The organism is Pedobacter sp. ASV1-7 (assembly GCF_040203335.1).
Lineage (GTDB): Bacteria > Bacteroidota > Bacteroidia > Sphingobacteriales > Sphingobacteriaceae > Pedobacter.
Genome location: NZ_JBEHBV010000001.1, coordinates 308,249 through 332,743 on the forward strand (window position 1 = coordinate 308,249; position 24,495 = coordinate 332,743).

Genomic DNA, 24,495 nt, shown 5'->3' on the forward strand with positions numbered 1-24,495 from the left:
AAGGAAACATTCATGAAGTGTATTTTGAACACCATTAGATTTAGAGTTTTATTTTTGTAAAGTTTAAAATGATAGGTAATATTTGCTTTAAATGGAATAAAATGGCTTTGAGAGTTACGGATGTGGTTATTTAATGGCAATTTTTGAAGTTTGGAACGGTGTTTGTACAACAGTTTTGAGAATTTAAAAATTTGTTTAATTTTGCTACACAAAAAAATTATACATTTCTTAGATTTGTTTAACCTTAAAAAAGAAAATTATGAATTATTCTACTTTAAAAAAGGGTCTAGCAGCCTCTTTTGTAGCGTTATTAGGAGTTACGACTCTTGCTGAAGCTCAAGAGACTGCATCTTCAGCCAAGGTATTTGGTGGAAGAGGCCAGTACAGAACTTGGTCATTAGGAGTTAACGCAGGTGTTTTATCACCATTTGTTGCTATTGGTGGTACAAACGACTTTAGTAACTTTGATGTTAACTTAGGTTATGGCATCTCATTGAGAAAACAATTAGGTCATGCTTTTGGTTTAGAAGGTAACATTTTCCGTGGTAAAATATCAGGAACTAATAAGGATTACCCTGCAAGACCGATTAAAGAATTCTCTACAGAGCTTGCTTATGCAGCTGATTTAAGAGGTGTTGTTAATGTCGCTACTGTAGATTTTTTACGTCGTGAGAACTCAGTTAACTTTTTTATAACTGCTGGTTACGGTATTGCTGCTTACAATCCAATTGTTGACGGTGTTGACAAAAAAGGTACATTTGGTGATGATGGTGATAAAGATAATATCAAAGAAGCTTACATTCCTGTAGGTGCTGGTATCAAATTTAAAGTGTCTGATCGTGTGTCATTTAACTTAGGTTATACTATGCACTTCATGGATACAGATAACTTAGATGGTACTTGGGCAAATGGATCTTCTAACAAAGATAAATTCTCTTACGGATATGCTGGATTAGAATTCTCATTAGGTTCTAGCTCTAAACCAAACCTTGATTGGGTTAACCCATTAGCTTTAATGTATGATGAATTGAAAGATCCATCTTTACGTAATGAAGTTGAAGCTTTAAAAACTCGTGTATCTGCTGTTGAAAAATCTGTTGAAGATTTGAAAAAAGATAGCGATGGTGACGGTGTAGCTGATCAGTTTGATAAATGCCCAGGTACTCCAGCTGGTACTGCTGTTGATGGTTCAGGATGTCCTCTACCTAAAGCACCAGAGCCTACTGCTTTAAACCAAGGTAACTTAACTGGTTTTGAAACTATCAACTTTGAATTCAACTCTTCAGTTTTAAAAACTGAGTCTTACCCTACTTTAGATAAATTATCTTCAGTATTGCGTGAAAACGGTGGTAAAGTAACTGTTAACGGTTACGCTTCAAGCGAAGGTACTGCTGCATACAACCTGAAATTATCTAAAGACAGAGCTAACTCTGTTAAAACTTACTTAGTTAACTCTGGTGTTAACTCTAGTCAAGTTGTAACTAAAGGATTTGGTGAAGCTAATCCAATTGCTTCTAACGATACTGAAGAAGGTCGTATCCAAAACCGTCGTGTTGAATCAGCTAGAAACTAATTATTTCTAATTTATAATACGAAAAAGAGGGCTTCAGAAATGAGGCCCTCTTTTTTTATTTAATTGCTTCTTATAATTGGAGTGGTTAACTCTTATTCCATACCTTTGTGTTATGTACTTGTTTAGGAAAAAAAATCCCGATAGACCTATTAATACCAATATTAAAATTATGCATATCATAAATGCGATTGCCATTATTATGTTTATAGGCGGGATTCTATGGAAACTAATAAACTACTTATACTCATGAAAAAGATCATTAACACAACCAATGCTCCATCTCCTATTGGACCTTATAATCAAGCTGTATTGGCTGGAGGATTTCTATTCTTGTCTGGACAGATAGCTATCAATCCTGCTTCAGGAGAGTTGGTGCAATCAACCATTGCAGAGGAAACACACCAGGTTATGAGAAATATTAAGTCGGTATTACTTGAGGCCTCTTATGGTTTTGAAGATATTGTTAAAACGACCATTTTTTTGTCTGATATGGATCTTTTTGCAGCAGTTAATGAAGTATATGATTCTTATTTTGAAAAGGATTTTCCTGCTCGTGAAACTGTTGCTGTAAAAGGATTGCCAAAAGGAGTGAATGTGGAGATTTCTGTTACCGCGTTTAAAGGCTAAGTTTTGCCAAAATCTAATTTAAGGTATTTCTTTGCAGGGATTCTCTCATTTGCATTATGGGGCTTTTTTTCTATTCCTTTAAGAAATCTGCAGGCATATCCTTCGGAAGAAATTCTGTATTATCGTATTTTTACTTCTCTTGTTTTCATTTGGATTGCTATTCTTATGTTTAGGAGAAAGTATTTGAAAGCTGATTTGGAATACTTCTCATCTATTGGTGCTAAAGCTAAACGTAATATTTTATATCAACTTGTAGGCTCCACTTTACTTCTTACTTCCAATTGGTATACATATATTTATGCAGTTAACAATGTTAGCTTGCAGTCCGCTGCTTTTGCCTATATGGTTTGTCCTCTAATCACTGCCTTTGGTGGATATTTAATTTTAAAGGAATCCCTATCTCGTTTAAAGTTGATATCTCTTGGAATTGCTTTACTCAGTATTTTACTACTGGCCACTGGTTCATTGGTTGAAGTGATCTGGTCTGTAGTTATTGCTACCTTATATGCATTTTATCTTATTATACAACGTAAGATGCAGCATTTGGATAAACTTAATGTACTGGCGGTACAGATAGGCATAGCTGTATTATTAATGCTGCCATTGTTCCTGATGAAACACGAAGGAATACCTCAGGATATATGGTTTTGGGGTAATATATCTGTAATCGCTGTATTCTTTACCCTTATTCCATTGTTTCTGAGTTTGTATGCTTTAATAGGCATCCCCTCATCAACACTTGGGATAATCATTTATTCTAACCCCATTATTGCTTTTGCTGTTGCTATATTTTATTTTGGTGAAGAAGTTGACGTACATAAATTATTCGCTTATTCACTGCTTCTTATCTCTGTAATTGTATTTAATTGGAGGATAATAAAAGATATCTTTACCTTTAAGAGAAAACCATAAAGATTTGTTTGCTTCTACCTTAGATACTACTATTGAATTTCTAAAGGGCGTAGGCCCTAAGCGTGCAGAACTCTTGCAAAAAGAACTGGGTATCTTTACATATAATCAACTCCTAAATCATTTTCCATTTCGTTATATTGACCGAACGCGGTTCTATAAAATTAATGAGCTAAGCTCTGATCTACCTTATGTACAGATTTTAGGAAGAATTACCAATAAGGAGCAAATTGGAGAAAAGCATAAAAAAAGAATCGTTGCAAGATTAACTGATGAAACAGGCTCAATTGAATTGGTTTGGTTTCAGAGTTTGAAATGGGTTGATGAACACGTAATGAAAGGGAAGGTTTATATCGTATTTGGTAAACCTGCAGTTTTCAATGGGAGTTTTAGTATTTCTCATCCTGAGTTGGAAACATACCCAAGACCATCAACAATGACTGGGAATCTTAGGTTACAACCTGTCTATAATTCTACTGAAAAATTAAAGAAGTTTTTCCTGGATAGTAAGGGGATTCAGAAGTTGCAGACTTTATTAATCGAACAGCATCTTTCTGAAATTCGTGAAACAATCCCTCCTTATATTCTTGAAAAGTACCAAATGATTTCAAGAAGGGAGGCGGTTTTAAATATTCATTTCCCGAAAGATGTAGTCGCCTTAAAGAAAGCAGAGAACAGACTAAAATTTGAAGAGCTGTTTTTTATTCAACTGCAGATGCTGCATAATAAGCAACTTAGAGAGTTAAAGTTTAAGGGGCATCTGTTTCCTATTGTTGGAGAGCATGTAAATACCTTTTATAATGAAGTGCTTCCTTTTGAACTAACAGGTGCACAGAAACGGGTAATCAAAGAGATCAGAGTTGATACTCAGCGTGGAATCCAAATGAACAGATTGGTGCAGGGCGATGTAGGAAGTGGTAAAACCGTGGTAGCATTAATGAGTATGTTGTTAGCTAGTGATAATGGCTATCAGGCTTGTATGATGGCTCCCACAGAGATATTAGCCCGGCAGCACTATGAATCCATTAGTTCGCTATTAAAAGGTCGTCTGGCTAAAGTATCAATTCTTACAGGCAGTACAACAAAAAAACAACGGACTGTTTTACATGCTGAACTGGAAGCAGGAGAAATAGATATTCTGGTTGGAACTCATGCACTGATTGAAGATAAGGTAGTCTTTAAAAACCTCGGTCTGGTTGTGATTGATGAACAGCATCGTTTTGGTGTGGAACAAAGGGCCAAACTGTGGAGAAAGAATACAGTACCCCCACATATACTGGTGATGACGGCAACTCCAATACCGCGAACATTAGCTATGACTTTATATGGTGATTTAGATGTGTCGGTTATTGATGAGCTTCCTGCAGGTAGGAAACCGATTGAAACAAAACACTTATTTGAAGGGCAACGGTTAAGAATGTTTGGCTTTATGAAGCAGGAGATTGCTAAAGGCCGACAGGTTTATGTGGTTTATCCTTTAATCAAGGAGAGCGAAAAGTTGGATCTTTTGCATTTGGAAGCTGGAATTGAGCAGATGGGCTATCAATTTCCAAGGCCAGATTACCAGATTAGTATTGTTCATGGGAAGATGAGCAATGCAGACAAGCAATATGAGATGCAGCAGTTTATTGATGGTAAGAGCCAGATCATGGTAGCAACTACGGTAATTGAGGTTGGTGTGAATGTTCCTAATGCTTCTGTTATGATTATCGAAAATGCAGAACGTTTTGGGCTTTCGCAATTGCACCAGCTAAGAGGAAGAGTTGGGCGTGGAGCGGAGCAGTCGTTTTGTATTTTGATGTCAGGTAATAAATTGAGTGCAGATGGAAGATTACGATTGGAAACGATGGTTAAAACGAATAATGGTTTCGAGATTTCAGAAATAGACCTTAAGTTACGTGGACCTGGTGATATTTCAGGAACACAACAAAGTGGAGTATTAGATTTAAAAATAGCTGACCTTGCAACCGATCAGCGGATTTTACAAGAAGCCCGAAATACAGTAATTGATATTATCTCGGCAGATCCACATCTGGAACTGCCGGAAAATAGTGTGTTGAAAACCTACCTGTCTAAAAGACGGAGTGGCATTGCTTTCGATAAGATTTCTTAATTAATCTTCATCGCTACCAGGTAAAGAGCCAGCTCCTGAGTAGGCCCCTTTACGGATAACAGGCACTCCCAGATGTTTGTACAAATCGTCCAGTTGCATTAAACTTCCATTGGTTAAATTACCCAGGAATATGATTACAATATTCTTTTCAAGATCTCGCACGTAAATGTGTCTGAATCCATGCCACCAACCGGTATGATATACGACCTTTTTACCTTTGTCGCCATCAAATATGCGCCATCCATACCCATAATTGAAATGCCCTTTTACTGGCTTGTTTCGACCTTTGTAAGCTGAGTCAAGACTTTTTTCAGTCAGAAGCCTGCCGTTCCTTAAATATTTGTCGTACAATACCAGATCATGTAATGTGCTGTAAATGCCTTTATCACCCACCGGGCCGTCTAAAAAATTCTGTGCTACAGAATAGCGCCAGGTTCTATCATGACCAATTACATCAACAGGGATTTTTTCATATTCTGATTTAGAATAAACATGTGTATTTTTCATTCCAGCAGGTTTAAATACATGTTCAGCTAAGTATTGTGAATAACGCTGACCTGTAACCTTTTCAATGATTGCACCAAGCACCATGAAATTAGAATTGTTGTAGTGGAAACGATTATTAGGCTTTGTATAAGGATTGGGTTTTCTATCAATAATCACCTGCATTGCTTCCTGATTAGAAACTCCTTTTTTCATATCCCGTTTTTCCTTGCGCCAGATATCGTCAATAAAATAAACATAATTCATCATTCCACTGCGGTGAGATAACAACAATTCTACAGTGATTCCATCATAAGGGAAATCAGGATAGAACTTCTTTACATCATCGGTCAGGTTTAATTTTCCTGCTTCTACTAATTGCATAATGGCAACACCTGTAAAAGTTTTAGTAATTGATGCCAGTTCAAATTCAGAATTTATCTTCAGGCTATCCCGAAGTAGGTAGTTTGCCCACCCTACAGCTTTTTCATATATGATTTTACCGTTTTTGGCAACTAGCATATTTCCATTGAAACCATATTTTTTATGTAGGTTCTGTACAAATCCTGCAATCCATTTGTCACCTTTTGCAGGATTGTAAGCCAGATATAGGCTGTCGGCTTTATCGTCTTCGGGAACTCTTACCTTTTTATCGGCTTCAGCTTTTTTTGCTTTTTCTTCAGTACTTGAACAAGATGAGAGTAACGAGAGGGATAAAATGGTTAGTGATAAGGCTATAGTTAGCTGACGAAACTTCATGAAATATAATACAGGTTAAAAGCCGAAAAATAAGGAAATTTACCCCTTAAAACGTAAAAGAGTTTTAAACATTGTTAGTTTTTCTATTTTCTCTGACTTGTATTCAACATCTGACAATAAAGACATCATTAAAAAGTATAAAAATATTAAGTTTGTACAGATTAAATTTAGAACAAAATGAATTTTAGAACCGAACACGATACGATGGGTGAAGTTCAGGTGCCTGCAGATAAATATTGGGGTGCTCAAACTGAACGTTCAAGAAATAATTTTAAAATTGGTCCTGAGGCTTCAATGCCTAAAGAGATCATTCATGCATTTGGATACTTAAAAAAAGCTGCTGCATTGACCAATGCTGAACTTGGTGTACTAACACAAGATAAGGCCGCCTTAATTGCAAAGGCTTGTGATGAGGTCATAGCCGGAAGTCTGGATGATCAGTTTCCTTTAGTAATCTGGCAGACTGGTTCTGGTACACAAAGCAACATGAATGCAAACGAAGTTATTGCTTATCGTGCTCATGTTTTAAATGGAGGCGCATTAAGTGATGAGAAGAAAGTCTTGCACCCTAATGATGATGTGAATAAGTCTCAATCTTCAAATGATACATATCCAACTGCAATGCACATTGCAGCATATAAACAAGCTGTAGAAGTTACGCTTCCAGGTTTGGAAAAACTATATAAAACGCTTGTCGCAAAATCTGAAGAGTTTGCTGATATCGTTAAGACCGGGCGTACCCACTTTATGGATGCGACACCATTAACGCTTGGGCAGGAATTTTCTGGTTATGCACAACAGGTAGCTAATGGCATAAGGGCGATAAAAAATGCTTTAGTTATGATTAGTGAGTTGGCCTTAGGTGGCACTGCTGTAGGAACAGGTTTAAACACACCTAAAGGTTATGATGTGTTGGTAGCTAAAACAATAGCTGAATTAACAGGTTTGCCTTTTGTAACTGCACCGAATAAGTTCGAGGCTTTAGCTGCACATGATGCAATGGTGGAACTTTCTGGTGCTTACAAACGTATAGCTGTTTCATTAATGAAAGTGGCTAATGATGTAAGGATGTTAAGCTCTGGACCTCGTTCTGGTATTGGTGAGATTATCATTCCAGACAATGAGCCTGGTTCATCTATTATGCCAGGAAAGGTTAATCCTACGCAACCAGAGGCGTTGACTATGGTATGTGCTCAGGTAATTGGAAATGATGTTGCTGTGAGCATAGGTGGTGCGACAGGTCATTTTGAACTGAATGTCTTTAAACCGGTAATGGCAGCGAATGTTTTGCAATCTGGTCGTCTAATTGGAGATGCTTGTGTATCATTTAATGATCATTGTGCTACAGGGATTTTACCAAATCTTCCTGAAATTAAAAAGCATCTTGAAAACTCATTAATGCTGGTTACGGCACTTAATCCACATGTTGGTTATGAGAATGCAGCGAAAATCGCAAAGAAAGCACATAAAGAAAATAAGACTTTAAGAAATGCAGCTATAGAACTAGGGTTACTAACTGGTGAACAATTTGACCAGTGGGTTCGTCCTGAAGATATGGTTGGCAGTTTAAAGTAATAGCTGAATAGAGCACTGTATGGTTATGTTGAGATTGATGGTTTATTTGCTTCTTTTTTTATTTGTGTCAGCGTCATGTAGAAGATTACCGAATGTACAAGGAAAGGGAGAGGCTTTTTTACAAGGGGTATGGAATCAGGACAGTATAGCAAATGCTGTTAACTTGTTAAACTATACGCAACATAAATTTAAGTTTACCTGCGATTCATTTTACGTTGATCTTACCACGCATTCTAAAGTAAACTATTATACTGATTCCTGTTTTAATAATGGAATCTGGAAAGAGTATGCAAAAGGAGTGTATAAAGTTAAGGGTGACAGCTTATTTTTATCAGGTACTTATACTAAGAAAAATTATAAGCAGAAAGTGTCAGGTTGTTACCAGATAGGTAGATATGAAAAGATTTTTTATATCAAATCTTCATCAGCAGATCAATTGAATCTGGAAAGTTTAGGAAACCAGCGGGAGTGCCATCTGGTTCTAAAAGAACATATAATTTGTGAACCTAAGGCGTTATAAAAATAGGCTGTGTCATTGAGTGGTACAGCCTGTTTTTATAAATATTATATAGTCAATGGAAGTAAAGAGAAAAATAATTAAAAGGAGTTATAAAGTTGTACTTACTTTAACAATTGCTTTATATCTACCCCTAAATGCCAGTGCATGGGGGATGCTTGGGCATCGTATAGTCGGACAAATTGCAGAAAAGCACCTGACTGGAAAAGCAGCAAAGGGTGTGAAGTTAGTACTTGGTAACGAGAGTCTGGCGATGGCAAGCAACTGGGGCGATTTTATAAAATCCGATCCGGCATACGATTATCTATATAGCTGGCATTTTGTAAATCTACCTGCGGGTTTAGATAAACAAGGTATATTTGATTTACTGGATACTGAAAAAGAAGCCAATGTTTACAATAAGATTCCCGAGATGATTTCCATCTTAAAGAATAAACAAAGTACGCCTGATCAGAAAAAACTGGCTATGCGTTTGCTTATTCATTTGGTAGGAGACTTAAATCAACCGATGCATACTGGTAGGAAAGAAGATCTGGGTGGAAATAGAGCTTCTGTACTTTGGTTTGGAGAAAAGTCTAACCTGCATAGGGTCTGGGATGAATCGCTGATTGCATATCAACAGTTAAGTTATACAGAATATGCCAATGCCATAAACTTTCCAACGGATAGCCAGTTGAATACCTGGAAAAGTAGTTCATTAAAAGATTTTGTATATGGATCTTACCAGGCTAGTAATCGTATCTATGCAAATATTAAACCTGATGAGAGGTTAAGTTATAAATACAATTTTGATTTTGTAGACCTATTAAATGAGCAACTATTAAAAGGTGGAATTTGTTTGGCAAATATTCTTAACGATATTTATAAATAAAAAAATGAAACCATCATGATTTTTCAAAACACACTTGGGGTGAATAAATCTGATAGCTTCATCACAAATGAAAAACAAATTATATACAGATGAAAATACTAATGGTTTGTCTTGGTAATATTTGTCGCTCGCCACTGGCCGAAGGTATTATGAGGCATCTTGTAAATGATGAAAAGTTAAACTGGGAGATTGCATCTGCCGGCACCGGGGATTGGCATATAAATAAACCTGCTGATCATAGGAGCATTGCGGTAGCCAGGAACTTTGGGTATGACATTTCAAAACAAAGGGCGAGGCACTTTAATACAACAATGTTTGAACTCTATGATCATATCCTGGTAATGGATAAAAATAACCTTAAGGATGTATTAAGTATGGCTGCTGATAATGAGCAACGCAATAAAGTACGATTGTTTTTATCAGATGAAATGGAAGTTACAGATCCTTACTTCGACGACCGCTTGTTTGAACCGGTTTTTTTGAAAATTGAAGAAAGGTGTAAACAATTGATAGAGGATTTTAAATGATCGTTGAAGATGGAGCAGACAGCACCATTTAAGTTATTTATGATGTTGCTTGGTTGTAAGCCTCCGGGTAGGCATATCGAGCAACATGATGTGTTTTTTGCAATAGGTAGATCTATTGTAGAGCTGAAAGATGATATTGCGGCTTTCTGGCCAGAGGCAAAAGGAAAAATACATATTGATGCCTGGAGGGAGGTTACAATGGTGGATGGATACAGTCTCAATATCCTGCCTTCTGAACAAACTTCAGAGGCTGATTCTAATAAATTGTTCTTTATAAACCTTGGAGGCTATAAGAAGGGCGAGTTTGATGAGCTCCATTATAAAATGCTTGTTGTAGCCGATACTTTAGGTGAAGCGAGTAAAAAGGCTAAGGAAACTGCTTTTTATAAACATACAGGTTTTGAGGGTGCAGTTTCTCATATTGATGATAAGTATGGTGTTGATGTCGACGACCTGTTCGATATTGCAGATGTACTTCCCGCTACAGTTAAAAGTAAATTTCGCATACATATAGATTTTTTGAGTAATGGCCATGAAGATGTGTTGCATCTTGGCTATTTGCCTTTAAGTAAGGTCTGATTTTTCTTCGTTTTATTTAGTATACAGCCGTTTGACTAAATTTGTTATATCTTTGTGGGGATGAACAAAATCTGCTTATTAGTAATTAGCCTGTTTTTTTTTAATCTGGCTAAAGGTCAGACCGGGCCTTTTTTGTCCCAGGAAACCCCTCCATATAATGGAGCGGTAAATATTGTTACGTCTAATATAAATGAAGGGGATGTTTATTTTGCTGATGCGGAGAAAAATGAACGAAGGGGTGATTTGAATGATGCAATTACCTTATTTGGAAAGGCAGCATTTGAGTACAATAGTTCAAAAAGGTTCACTCAATATGGTTCTGCCTTATTACGTCTGGCAAATGTCCATTATTTACTATCTCATTATTCGGAAGCAGAACAGGTAACATTAAATGTAGCCTTAAAAAACTATTCAAAAATAGGTAGTAAAATAGGGCAAATGGAATCGTATGCACAGCTTGGTAAAATATATTTTGCATCTGACAAGCTAACCCAATCGTTATGGTTTTATACGCAACAAGGTATATTAGCTAAGCAGATTGGCGATAATAATGCCTATATCGATTCTATATTGGGATTAGCACAAGTAAAAACAAAGAAAAAAGAATATACATTAGCTATCAAAGACATAAATAGGGCGGAGTTGTTAGCGAAATCTTCAAATCTAAGCCGCTTTAAAAATCAGATCAGAGAAGCCAGGGCTCAGATTCCTGCCAAAGCAATGGCTAAAAAATAATATTCAATACAATAAATTGAATATTAAAACAGTTTTTAATATAACTGACACTATAGTAAATTAAAACTTTTAGTATGTTTACAGAAAAGAGACAGTATTATTACTGTCTCTTTTCTGTTTATTTCTGAAATTGGTACCATATTAGTGCTATATATAAAAATGGATTTTAAAATAGTTAAAGAGATGTTGAAAAAGATATTACTGGTAACCTTTACTGCCGCCGTTCTTGCTTGCCATGCTTCCCCAAAACCACAGCCAATGGTACTGGGTATAAGTAATATTGTCCCTGATGAAAAGCAGGCACTCGTATGTAAAGAAATTGTAGCGCTAATTGAGAATTATAATTATAAAAAGATTAAGGTTAATGACTCGATCTCTTCTTTGGTATTAGATAAATATATCAAAGAACTGGATCCTTATAAGAATTATTTCCTTGCTTCTGATATTAAGGAGTTTGAAAAATTCAGATTTACTTTGGATGATGATTTTCGTATCGGAGACCTAAACGCCCCATTTTATATATTCAATGTATATTTAAAAAGATATAATGAGTTCTTAAGTTTTGCTTCTACAGAGATCAAGGCAAAGCAGAATTATAATGCTAACGACACTTATGTTTTTGATAGGGAGAAAATGCCTTGGGCTAAATCTAAAACTGAGTTGGACAACCTTTGGAAAAAAAGAGTTAAATATGACCTTGTAAATCTTAAGATTGCTGGAACAGCAGATGCCAAAAACATTGAAACGTTGACGAAGCGTTATGGAGCTCTTCAAACTCAGACTTCAAAACTAAATAGTCAGGATGTTTTTCAAACTGTTATGGATGCCTTTACAGAGACTATAGATCCGCATACTAACTATTTTAATCCAAGTAATGCGCAGGCTTTTAATGAAGATATGGCCAGATCTTTTGAAGGAATTGGAGCTAAACTTCAACTGGAAAATGAAATATTAAAGATTGCAGAAGTAATCCCTGGAGGGCCTGCTTTTAAAAGTAAGCTTTTAAGTGCTGGAGATAGAATTATTGCTGTAGCACAAGGTAGTGCTGATTTTGAAGATATCATTGGTTGGAGAATTGACAATTCAGTCTCTAAAATTAAGGGGCCAAAAGGGACTAAAGTCCGTTTGAAAATTATCCCAGCTGGAAAAGAGATGTCTTCTAAACCTGTAATTGTTGAGCTGACCCGAGAGAAGATTGTAATGGAAGAACAATCGGCCAAAAAGAAAGTTCAGACAGTTTTATCTGATGGTAAGCCATATAAAATTGGCATAATAACAGTTCCCGCATTTTATGCTGACTTTAAAGCGGCTAATGCCGGCGATCCTAACTATAAGAGTACAACCCGGGATGTCAGATTGTTGATAGATACTCTTAAAAATAAAGATAAGGTAGACGCAATTGTTATGGATCTTCGTGCAAATGGCGGTGGGTCTTTAGTTGAAGCCATCGATCTTACCGGCCTCTTTATAGACAAGGGACCTGTGGTACAAGTAAAAGATCTTAAAGGAGATGTAGAGGTTAGTGAAGATAATAATGCTGGAGTAGTATGGAGTGGCCCTTTAGGCGTAATGGTAGATAGATTAAGTGCATCTGCTTCTGAAATCTTTGCAGGTGCAATTCAGGATTATGGAAGGGGAATTATTATGGGCACACAGACTTATGGTAAAGGAACAGTACAGTCTTCTATTGACATGAACAGGTTGGTTAACCCATCTATTCTTCAAAGATTAGCTGCATTGGTTAACAAGGCAGGTGTAACACTTAAAACGGACAATGGAGTTAAATTAGGACAGATCAATCTGACAATGGCTAAGTTCTATCGTGTAACAGGAAGTAGTACGCAGCATAAAGGCGTAATGCCTGATGTTGAGTTCCCTTCGTTGTATCCAATGGATAAAATAGGTGAAGACACAGAGCCTTCGGCTTTACCTTGGGATGAGGTGAGAAAATCTAATTTTACTCCAGTTGCCAATCTTACTCCAATTAAAGCAGATCTGGTAAGATTGCATAATGAAAGAATGGATAAATCTTTGGATTATAAAATGTTACAAGAAGACCTTGCTGAGGCTAAGAAAAGTGGAGATGATAATTCAATTTCTTTAAATGAAGTTAAGCTGAAAGCTGAAAGAGATAGTGTTGAAGCGAAGAATCTTGCTAAAATAAATACTTTAAGAGCCTCCAGAGGACTTGCTCCAATTAAGAAAGGTGATAAAGTTAAGAAGGAAGAAAACTACGATTTTATACAAGATGAGAGTCTGAAGATTATTGCAGACCTGATGAATCTTACAAAAACTAAAGGGAACGTAGTTGTAAAGACCAAGGCAGAATTTTAATATAGTTAGACATAAAAAAAAGGGCTTAATCGTAAATGATTTCGCCCCTTTTTTTGTGTCGCAATTATTGAACGTCTTATTGCTGTTTTTTGTTGTCTGTAGTTTTTTGCATCTGCATAGCCATCATTTCTTTCATGGTTCTGTTCATGCCTTCAGTGGAACCATCGAGGAAGATCACATTGCCCTCGCTATTCTCAGCAAATTGTTTGATAGATTCTGTCCACATCGTAAATAGAATTACAGAGACGTCCAGGTCAGCAGCTTCCATTTCCTGAGCCGCTTTAGTCATACCATGAGCAACTTCAGCTCTAAATAAAGCGATACCCTGACCCCGGAGTTGTGCTGCTTCACGTTCTGCTGCCGCCGCAATTTTAATAGCATTACCATCAGCTTCTGCACCTTTAGTTTTAGTGATTAATAAAGCCTGACCTTCATTCTCTGCAGCCGCTTTTAAGTTATTAGAAGCTACAACACGGCTCATTGACCTCATAATTTCTTCATCGAATGTAATGTCATTTAATTGCAGATCCTGTAAGTGGTAACCCCATGACTCTAATACCTGGTCAATCTGGTGTTTTACATGCTCCACAATCTCATTGCGTTGTGCTAATACATTCGCTTGCTTTTGGGTGGCTACATAAGCTCTGATTGAACCTTCAATGGTACGGATGAGGGCTTGCATTAAGTTGTTTGAATCAACAAACTTAAACGCTACGTTTTTAATGGTTTCCTCGTCATGGTTGATTACAGAATAAAGCAACATCGCTTTAAAATATACATTTGCCTGATCTTGTGTAACTGCCTGAAAAGATAATTCCACAGATCTGTTTTGTATAGAGATACGGGAATGAATCATTTCTATAAGTGGTATCTTTAAGCTTAAGCCTGGTCTTAACAATCTTCTGTACTTACCAAAAATGGTAATTACTGCAATTGTTCCCTGTTTAACAGTCACAAATGAGCTCAATAAAATTACCAGCAGAATAAAGAGAATTATGTAAGTTGTATACATGATATGTGTTTATGGTTTAAAATATATGTCCTTTAAGATACAAACAATTCTTAATCTTTTACTTTGATTCGATTTGCTTCAGAGAAATCCAAACGATGTCCGGGGAAATCTGTATTCGTTAATAATTTAATTTTATGGAATGCAGCGTTTTCAGGATCCAATTGCAAACGGTTAATCTTATCCTGTTTTACAGAAATAATGTCGGCAAACAGAAAATCTCCTTTACTATTTATTTTAAGTTGTAACAAAGGAGCAATCCCATTCGGGCCTTTCAGGCTAAACATACCATAAGTATTAAAGTTGCCAAGGCTATATGCAATAAACTTGTTTTTATAAACTTCAACAGCTCTTGTTACATGTGGGCCATGACCCAATACGACATCCGCTCCGGCATCAATTACAGCATGTGCAAAAGCATGCACGTCGCCGCGGTTCTCTCCATAAAAGATTTCCTTTCTTTTTGGGACATGTTCATGTTTTGCACCCTCTGCACCGCCATGAAAAGAAACAATCACAATATCAGCCTGAGCCTTTAAACGCATTACTAATTGTTTTGCACTATCTACTTTATTAATAGAAACGGTGTTTTCATTTGGTGCAAAAGCACAGAAAGCGTATTTCACACTGTCCTTTTCAAAAATATTAAAAGGATGTGACTGTAGTCCGGCATATACAATATTTAAAGAATCCAGGATAGCTACCGTTTTGTTTCTTCCGGCAAGGCCAAAATCACCAACATGATTATTTGCTATGCTCAAAACATTAAAGCCTGCACTCTTGATGATGCCAGCATAACGTTCAGGCATTCGGAAAGCAAAGCAGCTATTGCTGTTGGGGTCTTTACATTTAGTCGATTTCCCATTATTTAGAAAGCAACCTTCAAGGTTCCCAAATACAATATCACCTTTTAAAAATGATTCAACCTTTTTAAAACTGTTCACTCCATCATCAGGAGGTAGGTTAGTTTTTTGAGGATAGGCAGATCCAATCATGATATCACCAACTGCTGTAATTGAAAGGGTATCCGGTATTTTAAATTTGGATGTATCGGTTGGTACTTCTTGTGTGATTCTTACTGGTACACTGCCTGCATTATTGGTACAGCTAAGCTGTATAAAGAGGCTTGTGGCAATTAAAAGGGTTGTAATTGGTGATTTCATTTTACGGTAGAGATAAAAAAAGTCCTTCTAAAGCTTAGAAGGACCGGTACTATTAAAGGTTAAATGTTAAGAAGCTATTCCTGGATCAGGTCATCTTTAACCCCGTCTAAAATACGGCCGCCTTTATAAAAATATCTTGAGTAATAAGGTTCATTTAAGTTGCTGATTACTACACCTCGGCTTGATGATGCGTGAGCAAAACGATTATCTCCAAGATAAATACCGATATGCGTAATGCTTCTGCTTTTTATTTTAAAGAATACAAGGTCACCTTCTTTTAGCTCATCTTTAGGTAAAGGATCAACCATACTAAAAATATCACGTGAATTACGTAATATGGTAGTGTTGAAAACTTTATCATAAATTGCTTTTGTGAAAGCAGAACAGTCAATCCCTTTCTGAGTATTTCCACCAAACCTGTAAGGAGTGCCAATCCATTCGTAAATAAATTTATACAACTTTACATTCGATGTTGCATCTACGGCAACACCCATAACTTGAGAAAAGTATTGTGAAGCTAAATTATCAGGGTCTGCTAATTTGTTGGATTCTTTTGTCTTTGTCTGCGCATTGAGTGCCGTAAGGCTGCACAGACCAATTAAAGTAGAAAACAAAAACTTTTTAATCATGTTATACTGTTAAGTTTGGGTATTGAACACTTACACTTAAACGTACACCACTACGGGCTTATTGTTTGGATGGCAAACATATACATTTTACAAATGTTATCCAAATGTGTAAACATTTATATTGAAAGTTATTAACATTTTAACAATTAGCGATTAAAATGTGGTGCCATATAACTTTCTGTTCGCGGGGTTTTATCTGCAACATATGATTGCATTCTAGATGATCCGTTTGCTTTTAATTTGTTAACTTGACAATATGTGCTAATATTGACCTTGTTAGAGGTTATATTATGCTTGTTAAATAATGTAACCATAGTGTTCATTTTACATCAATTACTTCTATATATTGCAATAAAAAAGTAGATTTGCTCTCGTAAAAAAATCAACACCCAAAAAATGAGTGCAGTAGAAATAAATAAAGATACCTATCTGAAGTGGTTTGAGTCGATGTTGCTGATGCGCAAGTTCGAAGAGAAAACCGGTCAACTTTACGGACAACAAAAAATTCGTGGATTTTGTCATTTATATATCGGTCAGGAAGCGGTGGTAGCAGGAGCTATTTCTGCAATGCAGCAAGGAGACTCTATGATTACTACTTATCGTGATCATGCTCATGCACTGGCTTTGGGTGTAAGTGCAGACAGCATCATGGCAGAGATGTATGGCAAGGTAACTGGTTGTTCGAAAGGAAAAGGTGGTTCAATGCACATATTTAGTAAGGAACACCATTTTTATGGTGGACATGGTATTGTTGGCGGACAAATTCCATTGGGAGCTGGTATTGCATTTGCTGAAAAATATAAAGGTACCGATAAAGTAAATATTTGTTACATGGGTGATGGAGCAGTTCGTCAGGGTGCTTTAAATGAAGCATTTAATATGGCTATGCTTTGGAAGCTTCCTGTAGTTTTTGTTTGTGAGAACAACTTTTACGCAATGGGAACTTCTGTAGAGCGTACTACAAACATGACTGATATTTACAAAATAGGTTTAGGGTTTGATATGCCATGTGCTCCTGTTGATGGTATGGATCCGGTTGCTGTTCACAATGCTATGGACGAAGCTATTCAACGTGCAAGATCAGGTGAAGGTCCGACTTTCCTTGAAATGAGAACATACAGATATCGTGGACATTCAATGTCTGACCCTGCTAAATATCGTACAAAAGACGAGTTAGAAGAATATAAAGCTCAGGATCCAATTGAGGCAGTAAGAGAAGTTGTTCTGAAAGAGAAATATGCAGATCAGGCCTGGATTGAAGAAATTGAAGCTAAAGTAAAGGATATTGTTGATCAAGCGGTGAAATTTGCTGAAGAATCTCCATTCCCTGATGCATCAGAATTATATAATGATGTGTATGTGCAACAGGATTATCCATACGTAAAAGATTAATTAAAGAACGCATTTCAATAGATATTATAGAATGGCTGAAATAGTTAGAATGCCCAAAATGAGCGACACCATGACTGAAGGTGTGATGGCTAAATGGCATAAGAAAGTTGGCGATAAAGTTAAGAGTGGCGATGTAATGGCTGAAGTGGAGACCGATAAGGCGACCATGGATTTAGAATCATATTGGGATGGTACCGTTTTATACATTGGTGTAGAAGAAGGTAAAGCTGTTCCTGTTGATGCTATTATTGCTGTTGTAGGTAAGGATGGTGAAGATTATAAAGCTGCTTTAGCTGCTGAAGAAGGTGCTGCAACAGCTCCGGTTACAGAAGAAAAAGTTGCTGAATCAGTAGAGAAACCTGCGGAAAGCAAAACTGAAACTGCTGGTGCTGCTTTATCTGAAGCAGATCTTGAGAAAATGGGCGTTACAGTAGTACGTATGCCTTTGCTAAGTGATACCATGACTGAAGGCGTAATTGCTGAATGGCATAAGAAAGTTGGTGATAAAGTTAAAGATGATGATATCCTGGCTGATGTAGAAACCGATAAGGCTACTATGGAAGTGATGGGTTATGCTGCTGGTACTTTATTACATATAGGTGTAGAAAAAGGTCAGGCTGCTAAAGTAAATGGCATTATCGCTATTGTTGGCCCTGAAGGAACAGATATAAGTGGCATTCTTGCTCAAGGTGATGCTCCGGCTAAACCTGCTGCAGATAAGAGTGCTGATGCTCCAATAGTTGAAAAAGCTGCTGTAGCTAATGAAGAGGCTCCTGTTTCATCTGGTAGTGGCGATCGCGTAAAAGCATCTCCATTAGCAAAAAGAATTGCGAAGGATAAAGGAATTGACCTTGCACAGGTTGCTGGTAGCGCAGATGGTGGTCGTATCATTAAAAAAGATATCGAGAACTTTAAACCTGCCGCTGCTACTGCTCCAGCTGCTGCCGCTCCGGCCCAAAGCGCTGCACCTGTTATTCCTCAATACGTAGGTGAAGAAAGGTTTACTGAGAAACCAGTATCGCAAATGCGTAAGGTGATTGCCAAGCGTTTAGCGGAAAGCTTGTTTACTGCTCCACATTTCTACTTAAATATTAGTATTGATATGGACAATGCAATGACTGCACGTACAGCTATCAATTCAGTATCACCAGTTAAAGTTTCATTCAACGATATCATTATTAAAGCTGTTGCAGTTGCATTAAAACAACATCCAGCGGTTAACTCTTCATGGTTAGGTGATAAAATCCGCTTCAATGAGCACACAAACATAGGTGTAGCAATGGCTGTAGAAGATGGCTTATTGGTTCCTGTGGTTCGTTTTGCGGATGGTAAATCACTATCTCATATCTCTGCAGAAGTTAAAGAATACGGACAAAAAGCAAAAGCTAAAAAGTTACAACCTTCAGATTGGGAAGGTTCTACTTTCACTGTTTCTAACTTAGGTATGTTTGGAATTGATGAGTTTACATCAATTATTAACTCTCCTGATGGTGCAATTTTATCAGTAGGTGCAATACAACAAATACCAGTTGTTAAAAACGGAGCTGTTGTTCCGGGTAATGTGATGAAGTTAAGCCTGGGCTGTGATCACCGTGTGGTTGATGGCGCTACGGGTGCTGCTTTCCTGCAAACTTTAAAAGGATTACTTGAAGAGCCAATTAGATTGTTGGTTTAATCAAAATACATTAAATATATAAAAGGTTGTCTGTGTAAAGCAGACAACCTTTTTTTATGCGTCTTAGTTTTGTACTTTTGCGCTTATGTCAAATATCAAACCTTCTTTAGCAAAAGGAACCAGAGATTTCTCCCCTCAGGAGATGGTAAAACGTAACTTTATTTTTGATACTGTTAAAACGGTTTTCCGTAAATATGGTTATGCCGAAATACAGACCCCGTCAATGGAAAACCTTTCCACACTAACAGGGAAGTATGGGGATGAAGGAGATAAATTGATATTTAAAATTCTGAATAGTGGAGATTACTTATCTAAGGTAAAGCCAGATCTATTGGCCCAAGCTAATTCAAATGCCATGATTTCCTCCATTAGTGAGAAAGCTTTAAGGTATGATTTGACTGTACCTTTTGCGCGTTATGTAGTGATGCATCAGAATGATATTACTCTTCCATTTAAACGTTTCCAGGTGCAGCCGGTTTGGCGTGCCGATAGACCTCAAAAGGGGCGTTACAGAGAGTTTTATCAGTGTGATGTGGATGTAGTAGGTTCTGATAGTTTACTTAACGAGGCTGAGTTTATCTTAATTTATCAGGAGGCTTTAAGTAACCTGGGTTTAAAAGATTTCACCATTAAAATCAATAACCGTAAGATATTATCGGGTATAGCTGAAGTGATTGGTAAACCGGAACTGATTATCGACATGACAGTAGCCATTGATAAACTTGATAAAATTGGTTTGGATGGGGTAACCAAGGAATTGATGGAACGTGGTTTTACTGCTGAGGATATCGATAAGTTAAAACCAGTTATTTTATTAGAAGGTTCTAATGAACAAAAGTTAGCAAGTTTAAAAATGGTACTGGCTACTTCAGTTACTGGATTAACAGGTATATCAGAAATTGAAGCAGTATTTGAATATGTAAAAGAACTGATGAAAGCAGATCAATCATTGAATCCAGATGTAGAATTGGATATTACCCTTGCTCGTGGTTTAAACTATTATACTGGTTGTATTTTTGAGGTTAAAACAAATGAAGCTACTATGGGAAGTATTGGTGGCGGTGGTAGATATGACGACCTTACTGGTATGTTTGGTTTAAAAGGATTAACTGGTGTAGGTGTTTCCTTTGGAGCTGATAGAATTTATGATGTATTGCAGGAATTAAATCTTTTCCCTGAATCTGTCGCTACGGGAACTAAGGTGCTGATCAGTAATTTTGATAAGGAGGCTGAATTATACGCGCTGCCGATCTTACAGCAGTTACGCGTGTCAAATATTGCTGCCGAGTTATATCCGTCATCAGCGAAGCTTAAAAAGCAAATGAGCTATGCAGATGACAAGCATATCCCATATGTAATATTAATTGGAAGTGATGAAATGCAAACTGGGCAGCTTACTTTAAAGAATATGCATAGCGGGGAACAACAAAAGTTATCAGTCGATGAAATTGTGGCAATTTTAAAAGTCGATTAACCAGCTTTATCCATATATCTTTGCAGATTTTTTTTCGCTGTGGTGCTGATTTTGTTTCTAAGGAAGCTAGTCCATCCCAGTAATATCCCTGTCAGGCCAAGGGCTTGACTTGCCCATTGGTAGAAACTGAAGTGATCTCTGTGTTTTACTATTTTTCCATTTTCAATCAAGAATGATGCATTTATATGGTTATGCACTTTTTTGCCTGTAGCAGAAAAAGTATACCATGCGTCCCAAACTGCTGTCGCACCATTTTGATCTCCTTTAATATCCTTAAACTCAAGGCGCATATCTTTCCCATTCTTTATTAACATTGCCCACATAGACTTTACCTCTTGGGAATTTAAATTTGTAAATATGGGGTCGTTAAAACTAGCATTTTCAGCATAGAGGTCTTGCATGGCCTTTACATTTTTATTTTTAAAGCTGGTGTAGAAATGATGAATCAGTTGTTCGTTGCTATTCATAATCTTGGCCTTTTTATTAAATCTACTAAATAGGAAGCAATTAAGGCGTTAATCTTTTGTTTGTAAAATATTATTTACAAATGACAAAAAAAGGTTTTAGAGATGAAACCTTTTGCCATTTTTACTGTCATAATATTAGTTTTTAGTTTTAGGTAAATAAGGGGAGCAATTGTGGCGGTTGCTCCTCTTTTTTTTAAAAAAATCTAAATTTTTCCCCCACCGGCAGTCATTTAAAGGCAATCTTGTAAATCAAATCAATCTACTTTTACAGAATTAATTAGTTTTGTAGTGAATTGGAGAAAAGGAGATTATATATACATCGTATCATTTCGGTTTTATTGCTATGGGTATTTGCCATTGCACTGACTCCTTTTGGAGGATTTCATCATCACGATCATCATACTCACGAACATACTTGTTCCTTAAATAGTAAGAACTGTGGACATAAACTCCATGTTACTACACAAACAGATCACTGTTTAATCTGCGAAGCCCATTTCGAAAAAAATTATACTACTTCAAAATCCTATTTTCGGATTTATCTGATTAGTAGGCCGGTGCAAAAGTTTTATGGCGAAGTAAGTAATTCATATACAAGACTAATCAATCTTGCGCTTCGCGGTCCTCCTGTTGTTTAAATCTCATATCAGGGTGTTACCTGTTAATTCTTAATTATCATTAGGGCGGTTCCATATACATCTATGGGCCGGTCATGTCATTTAAACAATTTTTTTCAAATGAAAAGACCACATCTTTTATTATACATAGCATTGTTTCTGTTTTTTCCATTTATGAGTTCAGCATCAAGTCTTGCTGAGGTACGTGGAAAAGTCATCGATGCATCTACACATAATCCACTAAGTGGAGCAACCATTTACATTACAGATTTAAAAGCTTATACTACGACCAATAATCAAGGTGAATTTATTCTGAAAAATATTCCTTCAAAGGGGAAATTCCTACTAGAAGTACGTTTTGTTGGCTATAAAACCCATTCCGAGGCGATTGATTTGTCTGGACAAACTAGCCTGACCATTTCCTTGTATCCCTCTATAATTGAGAGTGCAGAAGTGGTAATTACTGGATCGCCATTTAGCTCAAAAAATAAAACGAACAGCTTATCAGTTGTTACTATAGGTAAAACGAATTTATTACAATCAGGAGGTTCAAATTTGGTTGAGGCCATTTCAAAAGTCCCTGGGGTATCACAAGTAAGTACCGGAGGAGCAATTTCTAAGCCTATTATTAGGGGATTAGGTTACAATAGGGTCTTAACTATGGTTGATGGTGCAAGAGAAGAATCCCAGCAATGGGGTGATGAGCACGGTATAGAAGTAGATCAATTTGCAGCTGCGAGGGTAGAAATATTAAAGGGGCCTGCAAGTTTACTTTATGGATCCGATGCTCTTGGTGGGGTAATTAATGTAATCGACGATCTTGTTCCTGCTCCAGGAGCACATAATGGAACCTTTAATTCCACATATAGTACTAATAATGGCCTTACTGCTTCTTCCTTGATGTTGCAAGGTAACGATGATGGATTTGTGTATCGTGGCCGTGTATCTTATAAGAATGCATATGGATTTGGTTACAAGGATACTACAGTGCCAAATTCCGGATTTAATGAGCTTAATTTTAATGGCATGCTAGGTTTAAATAAAAGTTGGGGCTACTCCCATCTTACCTTCTCGCGTTTTCATACCAATGTAGGTTTGGTAGAGGATGGGCCAGATCAAAATGGAGATTACCTGAATGAGGATGGTCATGTGATTACGCAGTCTGAAGCCAGGAAGAGGAAGCTTGACCTTCCATATCAGGATATTACGCACTATCGCACTGCATTAAATAGTAATTTCATTTTAGGGCAAGGACAATTGAAAACAGTATTTGCTTATCAAAGTAACATAAGGAAAGAGTTTGAAGAAAGTCTGCAAGAACCGGGTTTAGATTTAAACCTTAAATCCTATACGTATGATGTAAAATATAACTTCCCAAGTTTAGGCCCGTGGCAACCGGCAGTTGGTGTTCAGGGCATGTATCAGAACAATACTAATAGGGGAGATGAATTCTTGATACCTGATTATACAAGTAATAATATTGGTGCTTTTGCTTATCTGAAACGTAGTTTTAATAAAGGAGCTATTAATGCAGGTTTGCGTTACGACTATAAGAAGATGAATGGTGAAGCTTTAAACTTTGAGGGAGAAGAGATTTTTACAAGTTTTAACAATAAGTTTTCTAACCTTTCAGGATCGATGGGTTTTGCTTTTGAAATTGCAAAAGAACTGGTGATAAAGGGAAATGTTGGTTCTGGTTTCAGAGCCCCGAATATTGCGGAGTTAGCATCTAATGGTAGGCATGAAGGAACCTTCCGTTATGAAATTGGGAATAGTAATTTAAAGCAGGAAACCAGTATGCAGGTTGATCTTGGTTTAGAATACACAGGCGAAAATGTAAGTTTCGGCCTAAATGCTTATGCCAATCGTATCTTTAATTATATTTACGCAGGTAATTTTAATGACGAGACAAAACCTTTTGAAAATGAGGATGGGAGTATTGATGTACTGCCCATTTATAGATATGTTCAAACCAATGCTGACCTGCTAGGTGGCGAGGCATCAGTAGATTTTCACTTGATAAAATCTCTGCATTTCGAAAATTCATTCTCTTACACTAAAGGAATTAATCGTGCTACAGACAAGCCCTTACCTTTTATTCCTGCAGCAAGTATCAATAATGAGGTACGTTTCGAGCCAAGTATTAAAGGATTGGAAGATAGCTACATTAAAGTTGGTATAACCAATACCTTTAAACAGGCTAGATTTGATAATTTTGAAACACAAACAAATGGTTATACGCTGTTAGATGCTGGTATTGGAACAAGTATTGCAACTAAGAAAGGATCATTTAACATTTGGATAACGGGTCAAAATCTATTAAATAAAGTATACTACAATCATCTAAGCAGATATAAGCCAGTGGGGATTTATAATCCAGGGCGCAATATTACTTTTGGTATTGCTGTTCCATTTTTATAGGATCTTTATCCTAGAATTAGTCCTTGTTCAGGTATTGAATAGCGAT

Annotated in this window: 22 protein-coding genes; 17 read left to right on the forward strand and 5 right to left on the reverse strand. The window is 36.8% G+C overall.

Annotation, left to right across the window (positions count from 1 at the left end; genetic code table 11):
- Positions 1-259: 259 nt before the first annotated feature.
- The 5 genes from ABDJ41_RS01425 to recG all read left to right on the forward strand — a co-directional run bounded on the left by ABDJ41_RS01425 (position 260) and on the right by recG (position 5,222).
- Positions 260-1,573 (forward strand): OmpA family protein, encoded by a 1,314-nt coding sequence (locus tag ABDJ41_RS01425; protein ID WP_349783949.1) that lies wholly within the window; start codon positions 260-262, stop codon positions 1,571-1,573.
- 112 nt (positions 1,574-1,685) lie between these two features.
- Entirely contained in the window at positions 1,686-1,823 is a 138-nt protein-coding gene (locus tag ABDJ41_RS01430; protein WP_349783950.1) for a DUF6728 family protein, read from the forward strand.
- A complete protein-coding gene (locus tag ABDJ41_RS01435) occupies positions 1,820-2,200 on the forward strand; it encodes a RidA family protein (protein WP_349783951.1) in 381 nt (126 codons plus the stop codon). The genes ABDJ41_RS01430 and ABDJ41_RS01435 overlap by 4 nt, the downstream gene beginning before the upstream one ends.
- 3 nt (positions 2,201-2,203) lie before the next feature.
- The gene (locus ABDJ41_RS01440; protein ID WP_349783952.1) at positions 2,204-3,112 is read left to right on the forward strand and encodes an EamA family transporter; all 909 of its coding nucleotides are present in this window, start codon (positions 2,204-2,206) and stop codon (positions 3,110-3,112) included.
- Between the two features lie 4 nt (positions 3,113-3,116).
- Positions 3,117-5,222: an ATP-dependent DNA helicase RecG gene (gene recG, locus ABDJ41_RS01445; protein WP_349783953.1), complete on the forward strand. Its 2,106-nt coding sequence runs from the start codon at positions 3,117-3,119 to the stop codon at positions 5,220-5,222.
- Here the strand turns inward: recG and ABDJ41_RS01450 are convergent, their stop codons facing one another.
- A complete protein-coding gene (locus ABDJ41_RS01450; RefSeq protein ID WP_349783954.1) occupies positions 5,223-6,464 on the reverse strand; it encodes a serine hydrolase domain-containing protein in 1,242 nt (413 codons plus the stop codon). It lies immediately after the preceding gene.
- A gap of 177 nt (positions 6,465-6,641) precedes the next feature.
- Between ABDJ41_RS01450 and fumC the strand changes: the two genes are divergently transcribed.
- The 7 genes from fumC to ABDJ41_RS01485 all read left to right on the forward strand — a co-directional run bounded on the left by fumC (position 6,642) and on the right by ABDJ41_RS01485 (position 13,602).
- On the forward strand, positions 6,642-8,039 hold the full coding sequence (fumC, locus tag ABDJ41_RS01455) for a class II fumarate hydratase (protein ID WP_349783955.1): 1,398 nt from the start codon (positions 6,642-6,644) through the stop codon (positions 8,037-8,039).
- A gap of 64 nt (positions 8,040-8,103) precedes the next feature.
- The gene (locus ABDJ41_RS01460) at positions 8,104-8,559 is read left to right on the forward strand and encodes a fumarate hydratase (protein ID WP_349783956.1); all 456 of its coding nucleotides are present in this window, start codon (positions 8,104-8,106) and stop codon (positions 8,557-8,559) included.
- A 55-nt stretch (positions 8,560-8,614) separates the two neighbouring features.
- On the forward strand, positions 8,615-9,427 hold the full coding sequence (locus tag ABDJ41_RS01465; RefSeq protein ID WP_349783957.1) for a S1/P1 nuclease: 813 nt from the start codon (positions 8,615-8,617) through the stop codon (positions 9,425-9,427).
- A gap of 89 nt (positions 9,428-9,516) precedes the next feature.
- Positions 9,517-9,954 (forward strand): low molecular weight protein-tyrosine-phosphatase, encoded by a 438-nt coding sequence (locus ABDJ41_RS01470; RefSeq protein ID WP_349783958.1) that lies wholly within the window; start codon positions 9,517-9,519, stop codon positions 9,952-9,954.
- A gap of 9 nt (positions 9,955-9,963) precedes the next feature.
- Positions 9,964-10,533, forward strand: coding sequence for a DUF1543 domain-containing protein (locus ABDJ41_RS01475; RefSeq protein WP_349783959.1), 570 nt, complete (start codon positions 9,964-9,966; stop codon positions 10,531-10,533).
- Between the two features lie 60 nt (positions 10,534-10,593).
- The gene (locus tag ABDJ41_RS01480) at positions 10,594-11,268 is read left to right on the forward strand and encodes a tetratricopeptide repeat protein (protein WP_349783960.1); all 675 of its coding nucleotides are present in this window, start codon (positions 10,594-10,596) and stop codon (positions 11,266-11,268) included.
- Positions 11,269-11,427: 159 nt separating this feature from the next.
- Entirely contained in the window at positions 11,428-13,602 is a 2,175-nt protein-coding gene (locus tag ABDJ41_RS01485; protein ID WP_349783961.1) for a carboxy terminal-processing peptidase, read from the forward strand.
- 76 nt (positions 13,603-13,678) lie between these two features.
- On the opposite strand, the gene ABDJ41_RS01490 is transcribed toward ABDJ41_RS01485, so the two are convergent.
- The 3 genes from ABDJ41_RS01490 to ABDJ41_RS01500 all read right to left on the reverse strand — a co-directional run bounded on the left by ABDJ41_RS01490 (position 13,679) and on the right by ABDJ41_RS01500 (position 16,403).
- Positions 13,679-14,614 (reverse strand): SPFH domain-containing protein, encoded by a 936-nt coding sequence (locus ABDJ41_RS01490; RefSeq protein WP_349783962.1) that lies wholly within the window; start codon positions 14,612-14,614, stop codon positions 13,679-13,681.
- Positions 14,615-14,664: 50 nt separating this feature from the next.
- On the reverse strand, positions 14,665-15,774 hold the full coding sequence (locus ABDJ41_RS01495) for a CapA family protein (protein WP_349783963.1): 1,110 nt from the start codon (positions 15,772-15,774) through the stop codon (positions 14,665-14,667).
- 74 nt (positions 15,775-15,848) lie between these two features.
- Positions 15,849-16,403: a C40 family peptidase gene (locus ABDJ41_RS01500; protein WP_349783964.1), complete on the reverse strand. Its 555-nt coding sequence runs from the start codon at positions 16,401-16,403 to the stop codon at positions 15,849-15,851.
- A 396-nt stretch (positions 16,404-16,799) separates the two neighbouring features.
- On the opposite strand from ABDJ41_RS01500, the gene pdhA reads away from it, so the two are divergent.
- The 3 genes from pdhA to hisS all read left to right on the forward strand — a co-directional run bounded on the left by pdhA (position 16,800) and on the right by hisS (position 20,944).
- Positions 16,800-17,795, forward strand: coding sequence for a pyruvate dehydrogenase (acetyl-transferring) E1 component subunit alpha (gene pdhA, locus ABDJ41_RS01505; protein WP_349783965.1), 996 nt, complete (start codon positions 16,800-16,802; stop codon positions 17,793-17,795).
- A 31-nt stretch (positions 17,796-17,826) separates the two neighbouring features.
- Complete coding sequence (locus ABDJ41_RS01510) at positions 17,827-19,470, forward strand: dihydrolipoyl dehydrogenase family protein (protein WP_349783966.1); 1,644 nt, start codon at positions 17,827-17,829, stop codon at positions 19,468-19,470.
- Between the two features lie 85 nt (positions 19,471-19,555).
- Positions 19,556-20,944, forward strand: coding sequence for a histidine--tRNA ligase (gene hisS / locus ABDJ41_RS01515; protein ID WP_349783967.1), 1,389 nt, complete (start codon positions 19,556-19,558; stop codon positions 20,942-20,944).
- On the opposite strand, the gene ABDJ41_RS01520 is transcribed toward hisS, so the two are convergent.
- A complete protein-coding gene (locus tag ABDJ41_RS01520; RefSeq protein ID WP_349783968.1) occupies positions 20,941-21,411 on the reverse strand; it encodes a nuclear transport factor 2 family protein in 471 nt (156 codons plus the stop codon). The two genes, hisS and ABDJ41_RS01520, sit on opposite strands and share 4 nt — an antisense overlap.
- A gap of 293 nt (positions 21,412-21,704) precedes the next feature.
- On the opposite strand from ABDJ41_RS01520, the gene ABDJ41_RS01525 reads away from it, so the two are divergent.
- Together ABDJ41_RS01525 and ABDJ41_RS01530 are read left to right on the forward strand one after the other, a co-directional pair.
- Complete coding sequence (locus ABDJ41_RS01525; protein ID WP_349783969.1) at positions 21,705-22,049, forward strand: hypothetical protein; 345 nt, start codon at positions 21,705-21,707, stop codon at positions 22,047-22,049.
- 99 nt (positions 22,050-22,148) lie between these two features.
- Entirely contained in the window at positions 22,149-24,449 is a 2,301-nt protein-coding gene (locus ABDJ41_RS01530) for a TonB-dependent receptor (protein WP_349783970.1), read from the forward strand.
- Positions 24,450-24,495: the final 46 nt, after the last annotated feature.